The 16,718-nt window shown below is 73.2% G+C and carries 16 protein-coding genes and 6 tRNA genes; 9 read left to right on the forward strand and 13 right to left on the reverse strand.

Annotated features, from left to right (window positions below; genetic code table 11):
- Window positions 1–156: 156 nt before the first annotated feature.
- The 4 genes from ACIO5D_RS10890 to ACIO5D_RS10905 form a co-directional block, all read right to left on the reverse strand.
- Window positions 157–717: an HIT domain-containing protein gene (locus ACIO5D_RS10890; protein ID WP_363611356.1), complete on the reverse strand. Its 561-nt coding sequence runs from the start codon at window positions 715–717 to the stop codon at window positions 157–159.
- 139 nt (window positions 718–856) lie between these two features.
- The gene (thrS, locus tag ACIO5D_RS10895) at window positions 857–2,833 is read right to left on the reverse strand and encodes a threonine--tRNA ligase (protein WP_400757558.1); all 1,977 of its coding nucleotides are present in this window, start codon (window positions 2,831–2,833) and stop codon (window positions 857–859) included.
- Window positions 2,834–2,920: 87 nt separating this feature from the next.
- A complete protein-coding gene (locus tag ACIO5D_RS10900) occupies window positions 2,921–4,075 on the reverse strand; it encodes a hypothetical protein (protein WP_400794800.1) in 1,155 nt (384 codons plus the stop codon).
- A gap of 31 nt (window positions 4,076–4,106) precedes the next feature.
- On the reverse strand, window positions 4,107–4,661 hold the full coding sequence (locus ACIO5D_RS10905; RefSeq protein ID WP_363611350.1) for a DUF4365 domain-containing protein: 555 nt from the start codon (window positions 4,659–4,661) through the stop codon (window positions 4,107–4,109).
- A 148-nt stretch (window positions 4,662–4,809) separates the two neighbouring features.
- On the opposite strand from ACIO5D_RS10905, the gene ACIO5D_RS10910 reads away from it, so the two are divergent.
- Complete coding sequence (locus ACIO5D_RS10910) at window positions 4,810–5,577, forward strand: 3'-5' exonuclease (RefSeq protein ID WP_363611348.1); 768 nt, start codon at window positions 4,810–4,812, stop codon at window positions 5,575–5,577.
- Between the two features lie 79 nt (window positions 5,578–5,656).
- On the opposite strand, the gene ACIO5D_RS10915 is transcribed toward ACIO5D_RS10910, so the two are convergent.
- The 3 genes from ACIO5D_RS10915 to ACIO5D_RS10925 form a co-directional block, all read right to left on the reverse strand.
- Window positions 5,657–5,728 (reverse strand) — tRNA-Val (locus ACIO5D_RS10915).
- Between the two features lie 212 nt (window positions 5,729–5,940).
- Window positions 5,941–6,012, reverse strand: a tRNA-Val gene (locus ACIO5D_RS10920).
- Window positions 6,013–6,099: 87 nt separating this feature from the next.
- Window positions 6,100–6,606, reverse strand: a complete 507-nt coding sequence (locus ACIO5D_RS10925; protein WP_400794802.1) for a TIGR02611 family protein — start codon at window positions 6,604–6,606, stop codon at window positions 6,100–6,102.
- A 194-nt stretch (window positions 6,607–6,800) separates the two neighbouring features.
- On the opposite strand from ACIO5D_RS10925, the gene ACIO5D_RS10930 reads away from it, so the two are divergent.
- Window positions 6,801–7,214, forward strand: coding sequence for an SsgA family sporulation/cell division regulator (locus ACIO5D_RS10930; RefSeq protein ID WP_030056266.1), 414 nt, complete (start codon window positions 6,801–6,803; stop codon window positions 7,212–7,214).
- 390 nt (window positions 7,215–7,604) lie between these two features.
- The gene (locus ACIO5D_RS10935) at window positions 7,605–8,174 is read left to right on the forward strand and encodes a CGNR zinc finger domain-containing protein (RefSeq protein WP_363611345.1); all 570 of its coding nucleotides are present in this window, start codon (window positions 7,605–7,607) and stop codon (window positions 8,172–8,174) included.
- A 33-nt stretch (window positions 8,175–8,207) separates the two neighbouring features.
- On the opposite strand, the gene ACIO5D_RS10940 is transcribed toward ACIO5D_RS10935, so the two are convergent.
- Complete coding sequence (locus tag ACIO5D_RS10940) at window positions 8,208–8,675, reverse strand: hypothetical protein (RefSeq protein ID WP_400794804.1); 468 nt, start codon at window positions 8,673–8,675, stop codon at window positions 8,208–8,210.
- A 109-nt stretch (window positions 8,676–8,784) separates the two neighbouring features.
- Here ACIO5D_RS10940 and ACIO5D_RS10945 point away from each other — a divergent pair, with 109 nt between their 5' ends.
- A complete protein-coding gene (locus ACIO5D_RS10945) occupies window positions 8,785–9,300 on the forward strand; it encodes a DsbA family protein (RefSeq protein ID WP_400794806.1) in 516 nt (171 codons plus the stop codon).
- Here ACIO5D_RS10945 and ACIO5D_RS10950 read toward each other — a convergent pair.
- The 3 genes from ACIO5D_RS10950 to ACIO5D_RS10960 all read right to left on the reverse strand — a co-directional run bounded on the left by ACIO5D_RS10950 (window position 9,293) and on the right by ACIO5D_RS10960 (window position 12,145).
- A complete protein-coding gene (locus ACIO5D_RS10950) occupies window positions 9,293–10,135 on the reverse strand; it encodes a GNAT family N-acetyltransferase (protein ID WP_400794808.1) in 843 nt (280 codons plus the stop codon). The two genes, ACIO5D_RS10945 and ACIO5D_RS10950, sit on opposite strands and share 8 nt — an antisense overlap.
- 58 nt (window positions 10,136–10,193) lie before the next feature.
- Window positions 10,194–11,024 carry an aminotransferase class IV gene (locus ACIO5D_RS10955; RefSeq protein WP_400794810.1) on the reverse strand — a complete coding sequence of 277 codons (831 nt, stop codon included), beginning with the start codon at window positions 11,022–11,024 and terminating at the stop codon, window positions 10,194–10,196.
- Between the two features lie 83 nt (window positions 11,025–11,107).
- Window positions 11,108–12,145 (reverse strand): chorismate-binding protein, encoded by a 1,038-nt coding sequence (locus ACIO5D_RS10960; RefSeq protein WP_363611364.1) that lies wholly within the window; start codon window positions 12,143–12,145, stop codon window positions 11,108–11,110.
- Window positions 12,146–12,458: 313 nt separating this feature from the next.
- Between ACIO5D_RS10960 and ACIO5D_RS10965 the strand changes: the two genes are divergently transcribed.
- The 4 genes from ACIO5D_RS10965 (at window position 12,459) to ACIO5D_RS10980 (ending at window position 12,865) form a co-directional block, all read left to right on the forward strand.
- Window positions 12,459–12,531: transfer RNA gene (locus ACIO5D_RS10965), tRNA-Gly, on the forward strand.
- Window positions 12,532–12,571: 40 nt separating this feature from the next.
- Window positions 12,572–12,645: transfer RNA gene (locus ACIO5D_RS10970), tRNA-Cys, on the forward strand.
- Between the two features lie 35 nt (window positions 12,646–12,680).
- Window positions 12,681–12,752 (forward strand) — tRNA-Val (locus tag ACIO5D_RS10975).
- Window positions 12,753–12,793: 41 nt separating this feature from the next.
- Window positions 12,794–12,865 (forward strand) — tRNA-Val (locus ACIO5D_RS10980).
- A 314-nt stretch (window positions 12,866–13,179) separates the two neighbouring features.
- Here ACIO5D_RS10980 and ACIO5D_RS10985 read toward each other — a convergent pair.
- Window positions 13,180–13,374, reverse strand: a complete 195-nt coding sequence (locus ACIO5D_RS10985) for a hypothetical protein (protein ID WP_363611334.1) — start codon at window positions 13,372–13,374, stop codon at window positions 13,180–13,182.
- Between the two features lie 425 nt (window positions 13,375–13,799).
- On the opposite strand from ACIO5D_RS10985, the gene ACIO5D_RS10990 reads away from it, so the two are divergent.
- A complete protein-coding gene (locus tag ACIO5D_RS10990) occupies window positions 13,800–15,845 on the forward strand; it encodes a protein kinase (protein ID WP_400794812.1) in 2,046 nt (681 codons plus the stop codon).
- Between the two features lie 26 nt (window positions 15,846–15,871).
- On the opposite strand, the gene ACIO5D_RS10995 is transcribed toward ACIO5D_RS10990, so the two are convergent.
- Complete coding sequence (locus ACIO5D_RS10995; RefSeq protein WP_363611332.1) at window positions 15,872–16,681, reverse strand: RNA methyltransferase; 810 nt, start codon at window positions 16,679–16,681, stop codon at window positions 15,872–15,874.
- Window positions 16,682–16,718 lie beyond the last annotated feature (37 nt).

Below are 16,718 nucleotides of genomic sequence, written 5' to 3' on the forward strand. Positions count from 1 at the left end.
GTCCCACAACCTCCCCTCCCCCAACAGCCCCGTGGCACCGCCCACCCGCCCCCCCCCCCGCCGCGGCGCCGCCGCCGGGGGGGGGGGGGGCGGGGGCCCCCCCCCCCCCCCGCCCGCCGGCGGGCCCCTCCGCTCTCGCGGTGTCAGGGCTCGGCCTCAGCCCTGCGGCCAGACCTCGGCCAGCATCTTGCGGGTGTCCGCCAGCAGTTGCGGCAGCACCTTGGTGTGGCCGACCACCGGCATGAAGTTGGTGTCCCCGCCCCAGCGCGGCACCACGTGCTGGTGCAGGTGCGCCGCGATCCCGGCGCCGGCCGCCGTGCCCTGGTTCATCCCGATGTTGAACCCGTGCGCCCCGGAGGCCGCCCGCAGCGCGGTCATCGCCTTCTTGGTGAACACCGCCAGCTCGGCCGTCTCCGCCTCGTCCAGCTCGGTGTAGTCGGCCACGTGCCGGTACGGGACCACCATCAGGTGCCCACCGTTGTACGGGTACAGGTTGAGCACCGCGAACACGGCGCTGCCGCGTGCGATGACCAGCCCGTCCTCGTCGCTCAGCGACGGGACCGAGCAGAACGGGCAACCGTCGTCCGGAGCCGGGCCGGTGGGCTTGTTCTCGCCCTGGATGTACGCCATCCGATGGGGGGTCCAGAGGCGGCGGAAGCCGTCCGGCTCGCCGACGCCCCGCTGCAGTTCCGGCTCAGTCGTCATGCTGATCAGCATATTCGCCCGGCAGGGCTTGCAAAGCAGTGCGGGGCAGACTCGTCAGGAGCCTGCCCCGCGGCCCCCGCGTGAGCGGGGACCAGGACGTACCCCGGATCCGCCGAAGCGCCGGGTATCACCCGCTCACGCGGGGAACGCCTCACACCTGGATGCGGCGCTCCACGGCGTCCACGATCTCGGCGATCGCCTGGTCACGCGGCACGCCGTTCTTCTGCTCGCCGTTGCGGTAGCGGAACGACACCGCACCCGCCTCGACGTCGTCGTTGCCGGCGATCAGCATGAACGGGACCTTGGACTTCTGGGCGTTGCGGATCTTCTTCTGCATCCGGTCGTCCGAGGTGTCCACCTCGACCCGGATCCCGCGCTTCTTCAGCTCGGCCGCGACCTCCAGGAGGTAGGGCACGTGCTCGTCGGTGATCGGGATGCCGGTCACGGTGACCGGGGCCAGCCACGGCGGCATGGCGCCGGCGTAGTGCTCCAGCAGCACCGCGAAGAACCGCTCGATCGAGCCGAACAGCGCGCGGTGGATCATGACCGGCCGCTGGCGCGAGCCGTCCGCCGCCGTGTACTCCAGGTCGAAGCGCTCGGGCAGGTTGAAGTCCAGCTGGATGGTGCTCATCTGCCAGGTCCGGCCGATGGCGTCCTTGGCCTGCACCGAGATCTTCGGGCCGTAGAAGGCCGCGCCGCCCGGGTCCGGCACCAGCGGCAGGCCCTGCTTCTCGGCCACGCTCGCCAGGACGGCGGTGGCCTCCTCCCAGGTCTCGTCGCTGCCGACGAACTTCTCCTCGTCCTTGGTCGACAGCTCCAGGTAGAAGTCGGTCAGACCGTAGTCGCGGAGCAGGTCCAGGACGAAGGTCAGCGTGGAGTCGAGCTCCTCCGCCATCTGCTCGCGGGTGCAGTAGATGTGCGCGTCGTCCTGGGTGAAGCCGCGGGCACGGGTCAGGCCGTGCACGACGCCGGACTTCTCGTAGCGGTACACCGTCCCGAACTCGAAGAGGCGCAGCGGCAGTTCACGGTACGAGCGGCCGCGCGCGTCGAAGATCAGGTTGTGCATCGGGCAGTTCATCGGCTTGAGGTAGTAGTCGATGCCCTCGTCCAGCTGCATGGGCGGGTACATGCCGTCGGCGTACCAGTCCAGGTGACCGCTCTTCTCGAAGAGCTTCCCCTTGGTGGCGTGCGGGGTGTAGACGAACTCGTAGCCCTCTTCCTCGTGCCGCTTGCGCGAGTAGTCCTCCATGGTGCGGCGGATGATGCCGCCCCTGGGGTGGAAGACGGCGAGGCCGGAGCCGATCTCCTCGGGGATGGAGAAGAGGTCGAGCTCGTTGCCGAGCTTGCGGTGGTCGCGCTTCTCGGCCTCGACCAGGAAGTCGAGGTGCGCCTTCAGCTCGTCCTTGGTCGGCCAGGCGGTCCCGTAGATGCGCTGGAGCATGGGGTTCTTCTCGCTGCCGCGCCAGTAGGCGGCCGCGTTGCGCATCAGCTTGAACGCCGGGATGTGCCGGGTGCTGGGCAGGTGCGGGCCGCGGCAGAGGTCGCCCCAGCACTGCTCGCCGGTCTTGGCGTCCAGGTTGTCGTAGATGGTCAGCTCGGCGCCGCCCACCTCGACGTTCGAGCCGTCCTCGGCGGAGGCCGAGCCCTTGAGGCCGATCAGTTCCAGCTTGTACGGCTCGGCGGCGAGCTCGTCGCGGGCGTCGTCGTCGGCGACCACGCGGCGGGAGAACTTCTGCCCCCGCTTGATGATCTCCTGCATCTTCTTCTCGATGGCCTTGAGGTCATCGGGGTGGAACGGCTTCTCGACGTCGAAGTCGTAGTAGAAGCCGTCCTTGACCGGCGGGCCGATGCCGAGCTTGGCCTCCGGGAAGAGCTGCTGCACGGCCTGCGCCATGACGTGCGCGGTGGAGTGGCGCAGGATGTCCAGGCCGTCCTTGCTGCCGATCCCGACCGGCTCGACCTCGTCGCCGTCCTGGAGGGCGCAGGCGAGGTCCTTGAGCTGACCGCCGACGCGGGCGGCGATGATCGAGCGGTCGTCGGCGAAGAGCTCGGCGGCCGTAGTGCCCGTGGTCACCACGCGCTCTTCCCGATCGGGTTCGCGGTTGATGATTACCCGGACGTCCGTCACCGGTCTCTCCTGACGTGCTGGATTCATAGGACGCAACACTGCGCTGCGCGTGACGATGGTACCGAGAGCACCACCCCCGCCGTGCAACTACGTCCCCTGCCGCCCCTCCCCCAGGGTCTTCAGCAGGCGCTCCCGCTCGGCCTCCTCCAGCCCGCACGGTTCCAGGCCGCGCGGGTGGGCGAGCCGCCGGAAGCCGCCCCGCCGCTCCAGCCGGCCGCTGACCCGGACCGGGGTGCCCGCCAGGTGGGCCTCGGCGGCCAGCCGGTACGCGGCGTCGCCGAGCCGGATCCTCACCTCGGTGACCTCGGCCCCGCCGAGCACCCGCAGCCGTACCGTGCCCGGCCCTGCCGGGTCGGACCGCTTGAGGCGGACGACGATGCCGACGACGGTGACCGCCACGGCGGGCTCGATCCGTTCCAGCAGTTCGGCGGCCTCTTCGAGGGCGGGCAGGTCCCCGGGGGAGAACTCCAGGGCGATCCGCCGGTCGCCGAAGCCGCCCGGCGTTCCGGCGGCGGCCGACCAGGAGACGGTCAGCTGCGCCGCCGTCGCGCCGCGCACCAGCTCCTCGACGGACTGCACCAGCTCGCGGCTGACCCCGGCCTGCACCGCGTTCTCGAAGGCCTCGGGCCCGCCGCTGACCCGGCGGTAGTCCACCGCGTCGCGCAGCGCCTCCAGGGCGCGGACCAGGGTGGTCACCGCCGCCCGGCCCTCGGGCGCGGGGGCGTAGGCGGTGAGTCCGGCGCCGTTCTCGACCACCAGGACGCGGTCCAGGAAGTCACCGGCCCAGGCGTCCAGCCGGGCGCCGAAGTACGCGGCCCTGGTCCGCCCGGCCTTGGCACCGGCCACGAGCATCGCCCGCGCGGCCCGCTGGAGCCGCTCGGCGCCGTCCCAGGGCGCGGCGCCGGCCGGGCCCGGCAGTTCGCGCCGCCACCGCAGCTCGTCGCCCGGCACCGCGAGTGCCAGCAGGATCGAACGGGCGGACGGGCTGCGCGAGCGGGACAGCGCGGTGACGGCGTCGGCGAGCAGGTCGACCGCGTCGTCGAAGCCGTCCCCGGCCGGGACCAGCAGGCTGGTGCCGGGGTCGGTGTCGCCGGGCGGCGTCCAGCGCCCGTACCGGGCCGAGGGGCCGCCCCGCCGTACCCAGCCGTGCCGGGCGAGCAGGGTGGCGAGGACCACCGGGTCGACGGCGGCCGGGTCGGGCAGTGCCCGGGCACCCTCCGGCGACCCGTCTGGCAGCGTCATGGTCCTGCTCCTCCCCGTCGGGGCCGGGCCGTCACGGGCTGCCGCCCGCGCCGACCCGCGCCATGATGTCGCACAGCGCCCGGTCGTCGAAGACCTTCGCGACGGGCACGCGGACGTTGGTGCGCTGCCGGCCGGTCACCGGGTGGCCGGCCAGGTTGATCCAGTAGCAGCAGTGCCGCAGCTCCAGCGCGTCCGGCCGGGCCTCCAGCCAGTCGTCGACCCGGCGTGGCAGCAGCATCACGACCAGGATCCTGGGCACCGCCACCCGGACCCGCGCCAGCTTGCGCAGGTGGTCGTTGTCCAGGGTGAAGCTGAAGTACGGCCCGCCTGGACCGGCCGCGATCTGCTGGGTGGCCTTGAGCTGGATCTTGATCGTGACCTCGTCGTCCACCTCGTGCGCCGCGGAACCGTGGCTGACCTGCCAGTCGATGCCGTTGTCCGGGAAGGGCTGGGAGAGCGAGCAGCCGGCCGCCGCCGCGACCGCGTGCAGATAGCCGACCTGCAGCGTCTCCATGCAGGCCGTCACGGCCAGATTGCCCCGCAGGACGGCCGCCGCCCCCTCGGGCTGCGGCTGTGTCAGCGCCATCGCCCCGTTGCCTCCCCCGGCCCCGGGCCCGTCCGGATTCGAACGGGACACCCGACGGCAGCATCCCCGACCCGGGCTGCGCCAAACGGTTGAGCGGGCGTCAGAAGCGGGTATCAACCGGGCGGAACGCAGTACCTGAGGGGCAGTCATGCAGCAGCAGTGGTACACCGGCCCGCTCGCCTCCTTCGACACCGAGACGACCGGCGTGGACGTCGAGACCGACCGGATCGTCTCGGCCGCCCTGATCGTCCAGCTCGCACCGGGCACACCGGCCCGGACCTCGACCTGGCTGGCCGACCCGGGCGTCCCGATCCCGGACGGCGCCCGCGCGGTGCACGGCATCACCGACGAGCGGGTGCGCGCGTTCGGCCGCCCACCGCACGTGGTGGTGGCCGAGATAGCCCACGCCCTCGCCGAACAGGCCCGCGCCGGGCGACCGCTGGTGGTGATGAACGCGCCCTACGATCTGACGCTGCTGGACCGGGAGCTGCGCCGGCACCGGGGCCGGTCGCTGGCCGACGGGCTGGGCCCGGACGGTCTGCTGGTGCTGGACCCGCGGGTGCTGGACAAGCACATGGACCGCTACCGCAAGGGCCGCCGCACACTCACCGACCTGTGCGCGCACTACGGCGTGGAGCTGACCGGCGCGCACGACGCCGCGGCGGACGCGACGGCGGCGCTGAAGCTGGTCCGGACGATCGGCGCCCGTTACCCGGTGGGGCTGGGCGGGTTGTCGCCGGCCGAGCTGCATCTGCGGCAGGCGGTCTGGCACGCGGCGCAGGCCCGCGGGCTGCAGAGCTGGTTCGACCGGTCGGGGACGCCGGAGCGGGTGGACCCGTCCTGGCCGTTGCGCCCGGCCCGGTGCGGCTGCGGGCGGCGGCCGGGGCCGGAGCACAGCTGCGAGGTCGCCGCGTAACAGGGGCGTCGCGGCGGGGGTTCCCGAAGACGCCGCAGGCCCCGACCGGTCTCCCGATCAGGGCCTGCATGCTGTCCGGTGGGCGATACTGGGATCGAACCAGTGACCCCTTCGGTGTGAACGAAGTGCTCTCCCGCTGAGCTAATCGCCCGGGCAACGAGAAGAACAGTAGCACCAATTGGGGGGTGCCGTACAACTCGTTCCCCCCGGGCGGCCGCCCGGCGGATCCACAGAACTACGGCTCCGCACGGAAGATGACTGCGCTTCAGCCCGATTCCGGGCAGGCCGCTCCCGGGATTCCGGAAATACATGTGAGGCCCAGCCGATAATCGACTGGGCCTCACATATCACAATGCATTCCGGTGGGCGATACTGGGATCGAACCAGTGACCCCTTCGGTGTGAACGAAGTGCTCTCCCGCTGAGCTAATCGCCCGGGTGCAGGGAAAACATTACCGCATCCCGCAGGGTGGTCCGAACACCCCCGCTTCGGGCTCCCGTCACCCGGGACACCCCGCACGGCTCAGTTGCCGTTGATCGTCCAGGGCGCGACCAGCCCGTACCTCCACAGGTACCAGCCGCCGAGGCCGGCGATCACGGCCAGGCCGACCGCGGTGAACGTGAGGTTGCGACGCCGGACCCTCGGGTCCATGGCCTTCTGGGCCGTCTCGGCCACCTTGCGCCTGGTCCAGCGCAGGGCCAGCTGGGCCCAGACGAACTCGGTCGCCCAGATGCCCATGCCCAGGAAGATGACCACCCAGCCGGGGCCGGGCAGCGGCAGCATGATCACGCCGATCACCACCACGGCGAGGCCGATCAGGAAGACCGCCACCTGCCAGCTCAGGTGCAGCGACCGGGACCGCCGGACGAAGTGCGGCGCACGCGAGCCGAGCGGCCGGCCGCCGTCGACGCCCGCCCGCTCCTCGTCCGCGCCCTCGCCCGCCGCCCCGGAGTCGTCCGGCACCACCGCATCACCCGTTCCCGTGTTCCCGCCCGCGTTCCCGCGTGTCCTGTCGCTTCGCACAGTCATGCCGGGAAACTAACCGAGAAGTCCCCGGGTAATGCCCCGCCGGGCGCTCCGGGCCGATTCCGCAATGCGCCGTAAGGGGTACGACTCGCCCCCGAATCGGGACAGAGGGGTTTACATCGGTCGTGGGGGTGGGATGGTCCGTTCGCCGACGTGCGATTCCCCGAGCGCACACTGAGCGAAAGGCCATGGCGCTTATGAACACCACGGTCAGCTGCGAGCTGCACCTGCGCCTCATCGTGTCCAGCGAGTCCTCACTGCCCGTCCCCGCGGGCCTGCGCTACGACACCGCCGACCCCTATGCCGTGCACGCCACGTTCCACACCGGCGCCGACGAGACCGTGGAGTGGGTGTTCGCCCGAGATCTCCTTGCGGAGGGGCTGCACCGACCCACCGGTACCGGTGACGTCCGGGTGTGGCCGTCGCGCAGCCACGGGCAAGGGGTGGTCTGCATCGCGCTGAGCTCTCCGGAAGGAGAAGCCCTGCTGGAGGCCCCGGCCCGGGCGCTTGAGTCGTTTCTCAAGCGGACGGACGCCGCCGTACCCCCTGGCACCGAACACCGTCACTTCGACCTCGACCGGGAGCTGTCCCACATCCTCGCCGAAAGCTGACCCCAACCGGAGGAGGTCACGCCCCGCTGCCGGCGGGGTGGTCACCCCCTGCCGTCATCGCAGCCGTCCTACTCGGGGGCACGGCCGCAGACTCAGCCGCGCACGACGCGGTCTCGGGGCCGGTGTACGGCCCGCTCCCACCGGAGCGGGCCGAGCACCACAGGCGCCCGGCACCGGAGCCGGCCATCCGTACGGGTGGCCGGCCTCGCTGCCGGGCGCCGTCGGTTCCCCCCGCGCACCGGCGCCGGGCGCCGCGATCGCACACCCTGACGACATCCGTACACCTCTTCGAAGAAAGCGGCCATCCTTCGGCGGCACAGCCCGGTAAGGTCTGGGGTTAACCGTAGACGTGGGGTGCCGACGGCCCCCTCCGCGCGAGGAGCCCCCAACGTGCTGATCACCCATGACACCGAGTGCGCGCTGAGCATCCTCGTCGAGCTGCTCAACACCGCACCCGAGGTGTGCGGCACCGAGCTGCTGCCCGACGTGGCCGCGCTGGACGCCTTTGTGATCCGCCAGGAGATCAGCGAGGTCGACTCGCTGACCCAGGACGACCTGCGCAAGGTGCACGAGCTGCGCTCCCGGCTGCGGGAGGTGTTCGGCACCGAGTCCACGGCCGAGGCCGCCGAGCTGGTCAACGCCCTGGTCGCCGACGCCGGCACCACGCCCCGGCTGACCAACCACGACCACCACGGCTGGCACATCCACTACTTCGCGCCGCACGCCGCCCTCGGCGACCACCTGGCGGCCGAGCTGGGCATGGCGCTGGCGTTCATCCTGATGGCGGGCGAACGCGAGCGGCTGCGCCGCTGCGAGGCGCCGGACTGCGCGCGGGTCTTCGTGGACCTCTCCCGCAACCGCTCCCGCCGCTACTGCGACAGCCGCACCTGCGGCAACCGGCTGCACGTCGCCGCCTACCGGGCGCGCCAGCGCTCGGCGGAGGCCGTGCCGTCCGCCTGAGCCGTGCTCCCGGGGCCGTGCTCCCGGGCCGGGTCAGATGCCGCGCCGGCGGAGAATCTCCTCGATGTCGTCGAAGTCGCCGAGACCGTCGTCCCGCTTCCTGGCCGGTTTGGCCTTCGGGGCGGCGGTCTTGCCCTGGTCCGACGCGGCCGTGACCGCGGGGCGGGCCGGGGCCGGTCCGGTCGCGGCCGGGCGGGTCCCGGAGGCCTCGACGGCCCGGCGGCCCACCCAGCGGGTGGCGAGCAGCAGACCGGCCGAGACCGCGAGCAGCGCGATGCCGGTCCAGACCCGGGGGTCGAACACCAGCTTGGCGGCCCAGTCGGCGAATTCGTGGCCGATCGTCCGCGCCACCGGGAAGAGGCCGGTCAGATAGAGCCCGGCCGGCAGCAGGGCCACCGCGAACCAGCGGGTCGCGGAGAGGAAGCGCCGCCGGTACGCGCGCAGCCCGGCGACGGCCACCCCGGCCGCCGTGAGCAGGAAACTGACCGCCGCCGTCAGCATGGCCGCACCCCGTCTCGTCCAGTCGTCCTGGTCATCAGGCCCTCCTGTCGGTCCGGCCCCGATCGCACCGCCGACCCGGCGCGGGGCCTATTAGTGGAACACTGAGGACATGATCGAAGGTTCCCTCCCCCGTCTCGAGTTCTGGTGCGAGCTCCAGTGCCCGGACTGCCGCACCGCCCTGGACGACGTACGGGCGCTGCGCGCCGAGTACGGCGACGCGCTCCCGGTCGAGCTGCGCCACTTCCCGCTGGAGAAGCACAAGCACGCCTACGCCGCCGCGCAGGCCGCCGAGGAGGCGTTCGCGCAGGGGCTGGGGTGGCCCTATGTGGAGGCGCTGCTGGCCCGGGTCGAGGAGCTGGACGCGCGCGGCGAGGAGTTGCTGCTCGAGGTGGCGCGCGAGGCCGGGGTGGACGCCGAGGAGGTCGACACGGCGCTGGTCGACGGCAGGCACACGCTGATCGTGGACGCCGACCAGGCCGAGGGCAAGGCGATCGGGGTGACGGGCACGCCGACGTACGTGATCGCCGGGCAGCGGCTGGACGGCGGGCAGAGCCAGGACGGCCTGCGGGCCCGGATCGTCGCCGCCATCGAGGCCGCGCGGGCTTCCCGACCGACCGTCAGATGAGCGGCTTGCCGTAGACCCGGTTGACGGTCCGGTAGCCGAGCGAGTCGTAGAGGCGGATCGCGACCTCGTTGTCGCTGAAGACGTTCAGCGCGAGGTCGCGCACTCCGGCGGCCAGGCACTCGCGTTCGGCGAGCAGCATCAGCGACCGGCCGTGGCCCCGGCCCCGGCGGGGCCCGTCCACCTGGACCACCATCACCCAGGCCAGCGGGGCGCCGTCGGGCAGCTCGCGGACCCGCAGGGCCAGCCAGAGCGAGCCCAGCGGGTCCGGCCCGTCCCCGTAGAGCCGGCGCAGGGCGACGCCCGAGGTCTCCGCGCCCTGCGGGAGCAGCTGCACGTGGTCGGCGTCCGACTTGGCGCGCGCCTGCTCCGGGCTGAGGCCGGAGGAGATCAGGTGGCCGAGATAGACCTCCTTGACGGTGGCGAGCCAGTGGGGGAAGGCCTCGGCGTCGATCCGGCACACGACGGCGCCGGCCGGCAGCCCGGGCGGGGCGGTGAGCCGCTTGGACATGCTCCGCATCCGCTCGGTGTAGCCGAGGGTGGTGGCGAGGGCGCGGGCGACGGGCGCCGGCTCGGAGATGTCGGCGTCCACCCGGACGCAGCCCCAGCCGCGCAGCACCTCCTCGGCGGCCAGCGCGCCGAAGGTGCCGCGCCCTCGTCCGCGGCCTTCGCGGACCTCCAACTCCGCTATCTCGCCCCAGAGTTGCCCTCCCCTGAGGACTGCGGTGGTGCGCAGCGCGCCGACCGGGTGGCCGTTGGCGCAGATCAGCCAGCGTCTGGTTCGGCCGCCTTCGGCGGTGGGTGTTTCCGGGCCCTCGGGGCGCAGCGTGGTGGTCATGTGGTGCTCCCTCCCCACCGTCCGGGGGTTCTATCCGTGCCCGGGCGCGGGGTGGGGCTCACGGGTCGAGGTCGTCGCCGCTGCGCTCGGTGAAGACGGCCATGGCCTTGACGGTGACGGGGCCGGGTCCGGCGAGTTCACGGTCGTCGACGCGGGTGACGGCCTGGACGTCGCGCAGGGTGGAGGTGAGGAAGATCTCCTCGGCGTCCTGGAGCGCGCTGAACGGCAGGTCGGCCTCCTCGGCGCCGGACCAGTCGATGACCAGCCGACGGGTGATGCCGGCCAGGCAGCCGGAGGCCAGGGCGGGGGTGAGCAGGCGTCCGTCGATCACGACGAAGACGTTGGAGCCGGTGCCCTCGCAGAGCCGTCCCGCGGTGTTGGCGAAGAGGGCCTCGGAGGCGTGGGCGCGGTGGGCGGCGGCGAGGGCGACGACGTTCTCGGCGTAGGAGGTGGTCTTGAGGCCGGCGACGGCGCTGTGCTCGTTGCGGCGCCACGGGACGGTGGCGACGGCGGTGGTGTCGGGGCGGCGGCCGGCGGCGGAGAGGGCGACGACCAGGGTGGGGGTGTCGTCGCCGCGCTCGGAGCCGAGCGGGGCCGGGCCGCCGGTGTAGGTGACGCGCAGGCGACCGAGCGGCACGGGGTTGGCGGCGAGGACCTGGGCGCAGGCCTCGCGGACCAGGTCGTGGTCGGGGTCGGGCAGTCCGAGGCCGCGGGCGGAGCGGGTGAGCCGGTCGAGGTGGCGGGTGAGGGCGAAGGCCCGGCCGTCGACGGCCTTCATGGTCTCGAAGACCCCGTCGCCGGTGGTGAGTCCGTGGTCGAGGACGGACACGGCGGCGTCGGCCGAGTCGACGAGTGACCCGTTGACCCAGCTCTTGGTGGGGTTCTGCATCGAGGGGTGCTCCTCAGGGCGCTTGTGCGGAGCGCTGCGCCGGGGCCGGGGGTTCCCGTTCGGCTCCTGGCGTTCGCCCCGCTTCAGTCGGTTTCGGTGCCCGACGCTATCGCGACCAGGCGGGCGGCCTTCAGTTCGGTTTCCGCCCACTCGCGCTCGGGGTCGGAGCCCCAGGTGATGCCGGCGCCGGTGCCGAAGCGCAGGAGGGGGGTGCCGGGGTCGGTGCGGTCGATCCAGAAGGTGCGGATGCCGACCGCGAGTTCGGCTTCGCCCCGGTCCGCGTCCACCCAGCCGACGGCCCCGCAGTAGGGGCCGCGCGGGGCGGTCTCCAGGGCGTCGATGATCCGGAGCGCGCTGGACTTGGGCGCGCCGGTGACGGAGCCGGGCGGGAAGGTGGCGTCGAGGAGGGCGGGCCAGCCCGCGTCGGCGCGCAGGGTGCCCTGGACGGTGGAGACCAGGTGGACCAGGCCGGGGTGCTTCTCGACGGCGCAGAGATCGGGGACGGTGACGGTGCCGGTCCGGCAGACCCGGCCGAGGTCGTTGCGGACCAGGTCGACGATCATCACGTTCTCGGCGTGGTCCTTCTCCAGCAGGTCGTCCTCGGTGCGGCCGGTGCCCTTGATCGGGCCGGAGGAGACGGTATGGCCGTCGCGGCGCAGATAGAGCTCGGGTGAGGCGGTGGCGATCTCGACGCCGTGCTGCGGGAGCCGGATCGTTCCGGCATAGGGGGCCGGGTTGCCGTGGGCGAGCAGACCGGTCAGGGCGTCGACGTCGGAGCGGGCCGGGTCGGGCAGTGGCGCGGAGAGGACGCGGCAGAGGTTGGCCTGGTAGACCTCGCCGGCGGCGATGTGCTCGCGGATCCGGCGGACCCCCGCGGTGTAGGCGGCGCGGTCGAGGGAGCTGTGCCAGGTGCCGGCGGCCGGGCCGAGCCAGCCGGCGACGGCCGGGGGCGCGGGGGCGGGGCGGACGTCGTCGAAGCGGGCGCAGGTGAGCCGGCCCTCGAAGTCGTGGGCGACGGCCCAGTAGCCGGTGGAGTCCAGCGCGGCCGGATCCGAGGTGACGTCGCGCAGCCCGGTGGCGAGGCGGCCCCCGAAACGGGCGAGCGGGGTGAGGGGGGCGATGGGGCCGAACACGGTTCTCCTGCACGGGTGGCGGGGCTGCGGTGCCTGAAGTGTAGGTCGGGGGTGCGCGCCGGGGTCGTGAGCAGGCGCGGGCATCGCGCGGGTGTGCGACGGATGGCCTGCGGATGATCGTCCGGCTTCGCCGCCGACGGGGCGCGACGGCCCTCCGGAGCGGCTGACGGAACGGCACTCGAGGGACACCCCCTCGGCACGCTGCGGGAACGGATTTTTAGCTGGCCCGGGAATCCGCTAGAGTTCAACACGTCGCCAGGGAGCGCAGCCGAAGAAAAGCGGTGAAGATCCCGGGAGACAGGCGGACGTGGCTCAGTTGGTAGAGCATCACCTTGCCAAGGTGAGGGTCGCGAGTTCGAATCTCGTCGTCCGCTCAATGGAGAACAGTGTAAGATCGTTCTTCGAGTGTTGCCTGGTGGAGTGGCCGAGAGGCGAGGCAACGGCCTGCAAAGCCGTCTACACGGGTTCAAATCCCGTCTCCACCTCCAAGAGGATCGACCGGTTCTGCCGGAAGAACCTCCCCGCGCGATTAGCTCAGCGGGAGAGCACTACCTTGACACGGTAGGGGTCACTGGTTCAATCCCAGTATCGCGCACGTCGGGCCCTTCGGGGTCTGCTGCAGGACCGCCACACCAGGCGCGATTAGCTCAGCGGGAGAGCACTACCTTGACACGGTAGGGGTCACTGGTTCAATCCCAGTATCGCGCACAGTAACGGCCGGGGCCGTGATCCGTGAGGATCACGGCCCCGGCCTTTTGTCGTTCCCTTCAGGGCCCGGGGCCTCGGCTCAGGCGCCCCAGGGCATCCGGGGGTTCCGGGCATGCAGAAGAGCCGCGTACGGTCGACCTCACCGACGTCCGTACGCGGCATCTCCGCCTGCCGGGGTGCTCTGCGCACCGCTATCGCCCGTCCGCGGTCATCGCGGGCACGGCCTCCCCGGCGGCACCGCTCCCCGTCCCCAGGGGATCGGTGCCCGTTCAGTGGCCGGCTGTGGCAGCCGGCCGGTCTCAGTGACCGATCGGTCAGTGACCGATCAGCTCGGCGACGGCCTGGGCCTGGTTCGCCATCTGCTCCCAGCCGCCGAAGAGCGCGACCAGCAGGACGGCGCAGGGCAGGGCCATGGCCAGGGCGACCGCTGGGTGCCTGGTCTGGTCGGCGGAGCGCTGGGTGAAGGCCGGTCGCCGGCGGCGGGGGGATCCCGTGAGCTGCGCTGCCATGCCCTCACTCCTGATTCGTGCTCTGCTGTACCGGTCGGTCGATGTTGGCGCGGTGGACGGCTTACCTCGGGGGACGAGTGCCCCGTCCACCGCTGAGGACAACGCTATGGCGCGAGGGGGTGGTAGGTCGTCATGCCGTCGTACTGTTCGCCGGGCATCCCGGAGGATGACGCGCGTCCTCCGGGACTACTACCGCAGGGGGAGACGGGCTCGACCGCACCCCCGGGGGAACCCTGAGAGGCGACCCCGAGAAGCGCTCCGCAGGTCTGGTGACCTTGATGTCAGTGCTAGATCGGACAATCGCACCGAGGGTTGAGGTGTTGCGTATCAGCACACCGCAACGGGCAGTCCGTAAGCTGTGCCAGACAGGAACTGACGATGCCCCAACCGACGGGGCCTCATCCACGGGCTGACGGGGAACGAAGATGGCGATGATGCGGCTGAGGCGTGAGGACCCCCGCATCGTCGGGCCGTACCGCCTGCACCGACGGCTGGGAGCCGGCGGGATGGGCGTGGTCTACCTCGGCTCCGACCGCCGCGGCCAGCGGGTCGCCCTCAAGCTCATCCGGGCCGAGCTGGCCGAGGACCTGGAGTTCCGGACCCGCTTCGCCCGCGAGATCTCCGCCGCCTCCAAGATCCGGGGCGGCTGTACGGCGCGGGTGGTGGGCTCGGACATCGAGGCGGACCGCCCCTGGCTGGCCACCGCCTACGTCCCCGGCCCCTCGCTGTACAAGCGGGTCGGCGACGAGGGGCCGCTGAGCTGGCCGGAGGCGGCCAGGATCGGGGCCGCCCTGGCCGACGGGCTGGTCAAGGTGCACGAGGCCGGGGTGGTGCACCGGGATCTCAAACCGTCCAACATCCTGCTCTCGCCCCGGGGGCCGCGGATCATCGACTTCGGCATCGCCTGGTCGCGCGGCGCCAGCACGCTCACCCACGTCGGCACGGCGGTCGGCTCCCCCGGCTTCCTCGCGCCCGAGCAGGTCCGCGGCGCCGCCGTGACACCCGCCACGGACGTCTTCGCGTTCGGGGCGACGCTGGCGTACGCGCTCACCGGGGACACCCCGTTCGGCTCGGGGGCCTCCTCCGAGGTGATGCTGTACCGGGTCGTGCACGAGGAGCCGGACCTGTCGGCCGTACCGCCGCCGCTGGCGCCGCTGATCGGGGCGTGTCTGGCGAAGGAGCCCGCCGAGCGGCCGGGCGCGGCGGCCCTGCACGAGCGGCTGAGCGAACTGGCGGCGCGCGGCACGACCGTGGGTGGCACGGCCTCGGGAGGTCCCGCGCGCCCCGCCGGGCGGCCCGGGGCCCGGCCGGGGCCCGCGGTTCCCGCCGGGGCCACCGTACCGGCGCCCCCCGCCGTCCCACCGCGCGGTGTGCCCGCGCCCGGGCGCTCGCCGGACCCTGCCGCCGCGCGGGCCCGGGCAGGGGCCGTCGGCCGCCCGGTCGGCCAGCCCGCGGCCCATCCGGCCGGGCCGCAGCGGCACCCGCAGGGGCAGCAGGCCACCGCGCCGCTGCCCCGGCCCGAATCGCTCCAGACCACCCGGCCGATGCGCGAACGCCAGCAGACCCCGCCGCCCGTCCGCCCCGCAGGGCCCGGCGGCCCCGGCCCCGCGGCCGCCCGGGAACGCGAGCGGGAGCAGCGGCCCGACCGGCCACGCGGGCGGTCCGGGGACCGGCAGCACACGCCCGTGCCCGGCGGACGGCCCGCCACGTCGCGGCAGCGGCTGCTGCGCCAGCGGCTGGTGGTGTTCGTCACCGTGACGGTGGGGGTGGCGCTGGCCATCGCGGCGGCGCAGGGCTGCGAGAACCGGAGCAACCGGGGCCTCGGCCCGGCGGGCGGCCGGACGGTGAGCACCGCGCCGGTCCAGCCGCCGGGCGCTCCGGTGACGCCTTCGGCGGCCGGGCTGTCGGCGGACGGCGCGACGCCGTTCGCGGCGGCGGCGCACGGCGGCGCGACGGGTGAGGGTGCGCTGGGGCCCGCGCAGGGCGCGGGACCGGTGGTGGACTGGCCGAACCGCGGCTACCCCGATCCGGCGGGCGGCCCCGGGATCGCGCTGCGTGACGGCCGCTCGGTGGGGACGACGGGGCCGCAGGTCGTGCTGAGCGCCGTACTGCCGGCCCGGTACAAGGGCGCCCCGGCGACGCTGGTGGTGCTGCGCCGGGCGGAGGGCTCGGTGCCGGTGGACCTGGTCCAGCTGTTCTCCTTCAACGGGGACACGCCCGTCCCGCTTGCCTCCCGTTCCTCGGCCGCGGATCCGCAGTCGACGGCGACCTGGCGGCTCGACAACGGTGCGCTGGTCCGCGAGGAGCGGGTCACCCAGACCGGTGCGGTCACGTCCACCCGGTACACCGTGCGGGGCGACGGCACCATCGAGGAGTCCTGGCCCGGCGCGGGCGCTTCCGGCGGCACCGGCCTCAGCTCGGTCGCGCCGCCCGCCGCGGCCCCCGCGCCGCCGACCTCTCCGACGGGCTGACGGCACGGACGGGGGCGCCGCCCGGTTCAGGAGGCGGCGGTGACGGCGTAGAAGGCCACGGCCGCGGCGGCGCCCACATTGAGCGAGTCGATGCCGTGGGACATCGGGATGCGGACCGGACGGTCGGCCGCGGCGAGGGCCTGCGGGGTGAGTCCGTCCCCTTCGGCACCGAGCAGCAGGGCGGCCTTGGCGAGGCGGTGCGGGGCCAGGGCGGCGAGGTCGACGGCGGTGTCGGCGGGGGTGAGGGCCAGCAGGTCGAAGCCGGCGGCACGGACCGTCCCCAGGGCGGCCGGCCAGGGCTCCAGCCGGGCGTAGGGGACGGCGAAGACCGCGCCCATGGAGACCTTGACCGCGCGCCGGTAGAGCGGGTCGGCGCAGTCGGGCGAGAGCAGGACGGCGTCCATGCCGAGCGCGGCGGCGCTGCGGAAGATCGCGCCCAGGTTGGTGTGGTCGACCAGCCCCTCCAGGACGGCCACCCGGCGGGCACCGGCCAGCAGCGCGGCGGCGTCCGGCAGCGGCTTCCGTTCCATCGAGGCGAGCGCGCCGCGGTGGACGTGGTAACCGGTGACGGCCTCGGCCAGGGCGGGTTCGACGACGTGGACGGGGGCGTCGGCCTCGGCGATGACGTCCGCCATCACGTCCAGCCACTTGGCCGTGAGCAGCATCGACCGCATCCGGTAGCCGGCGGCGAGGGCCCGGCGGATGACCTTCTCGCCCTCGGCGATGAACAGGCCTTCGGCGGGTTCGCGTCGGCGGCGCAGTTCGACGTCGGTCAGGCCGGTGTAGTCGCCGAGGCGCGGGTCGGCGGGGTCGGTGACGGTGCTGGGTTCGGACACCCTGCGATCTTGCCAAGCCCGGGAGGAGAAGACCAAA

Source organism: Kitasatospora sp. NPDC087315 (assembly GCF_044744345.1).
Lineage (GTDB): Bacteria > Actinomycetota > Actinomycetes > Streptomycetales > Streptomycetaceae > Kitasatospora.

Bases quoted from the DNA above. Each gene is read 5' to 3' on its own strand.
- ACIO5D_RS10890 (WP_363611356.1), bottom strand. From the start codon at position 717: ATGCTGATCAGCATGACGACTGAGCCGGAACTGCAGCGGGGCGTCGGC.
- ACIO5D_RS10900 (WP_400794800.1), bottom strand. From the start codon at position 4,075: ATGACGCTGCCAGACGGGTCGCCGGAGGGTGCCCGGGCACTGCCCGAC.
- ACIO5D_RS10905 (WP_363611350.1), bottom strand. From the start codon at position 4,661: ATGGCGCTGACACAGCCGCAGCCCGAGGGGGCGGCGGCCGTCCTGCGG.
- ACIO5D_RS10910 (WP_363611348.1), top strand. From the start codon at position 4,810: ATGCAGCAGCAGTGGTACACCGGCCCGCTCGCCTCCTTCGACACCGAG.
- ACIO5D_RS10925 (WP_400794802.1), bottom strand. From the start codon at position 6,606: ATGACTGTGCGAAGCGACAGGACACGCGGGAACGCGGGCGGGAACACG.
- ACIO5D_RS10930 (WP_030056266.1), top strand. From the start codon at position 6,801: ATGAACACCACGGTCAGCTGCGAGCTGCACCTGCGCCTCATCGTGTCC.
- ACIO5D_RS10940 (WP_400794804.1), bottom strand. From the start codon at position 8,675: ATGCTGACGGCGGCGGTCAGTTTCCTGCTCACGGCGGCCGGGGTGGCC.
- ACIO5D_RS10945 (WP_400794806.1), top strand. From the start codon at position 8,785: ATGATCGAAGGTTCCCTCCCCCGTCTCGAGTTCTGGTGCGAGCTCCAG.
- ACIO5D_RS10950 (WP_400794808.1), bottom strand. From the start codon at position 10,135: ATGACCACCACGCTGCGCCCCGAGGGCCCGGAAACACCCACCGCCGAA.
- ACIO5D_RS10955 (WP_400794810.1), bottom strand. From the start codon at position 11,024: ATGCAGAACCCCACCAAGAGCTGGGTCAACGGGTCACTCGTCGACTCG.
- ACIO5D_RS10985 (WP_363611334.1), bottom strand. From the start codon at position 13,374: ATGGCAGCGCAGCTCACGGGATCCCCCCGCCGCCGGCGACCGGCCTTC.
- ACIO5D_RS10990 (WP_400794812.1), top strand. From the start codon at position 13,800: ATGGCGATGATGCGGCTGAGGCGTGAGGACCCCCGCATCGTCGGGCCG.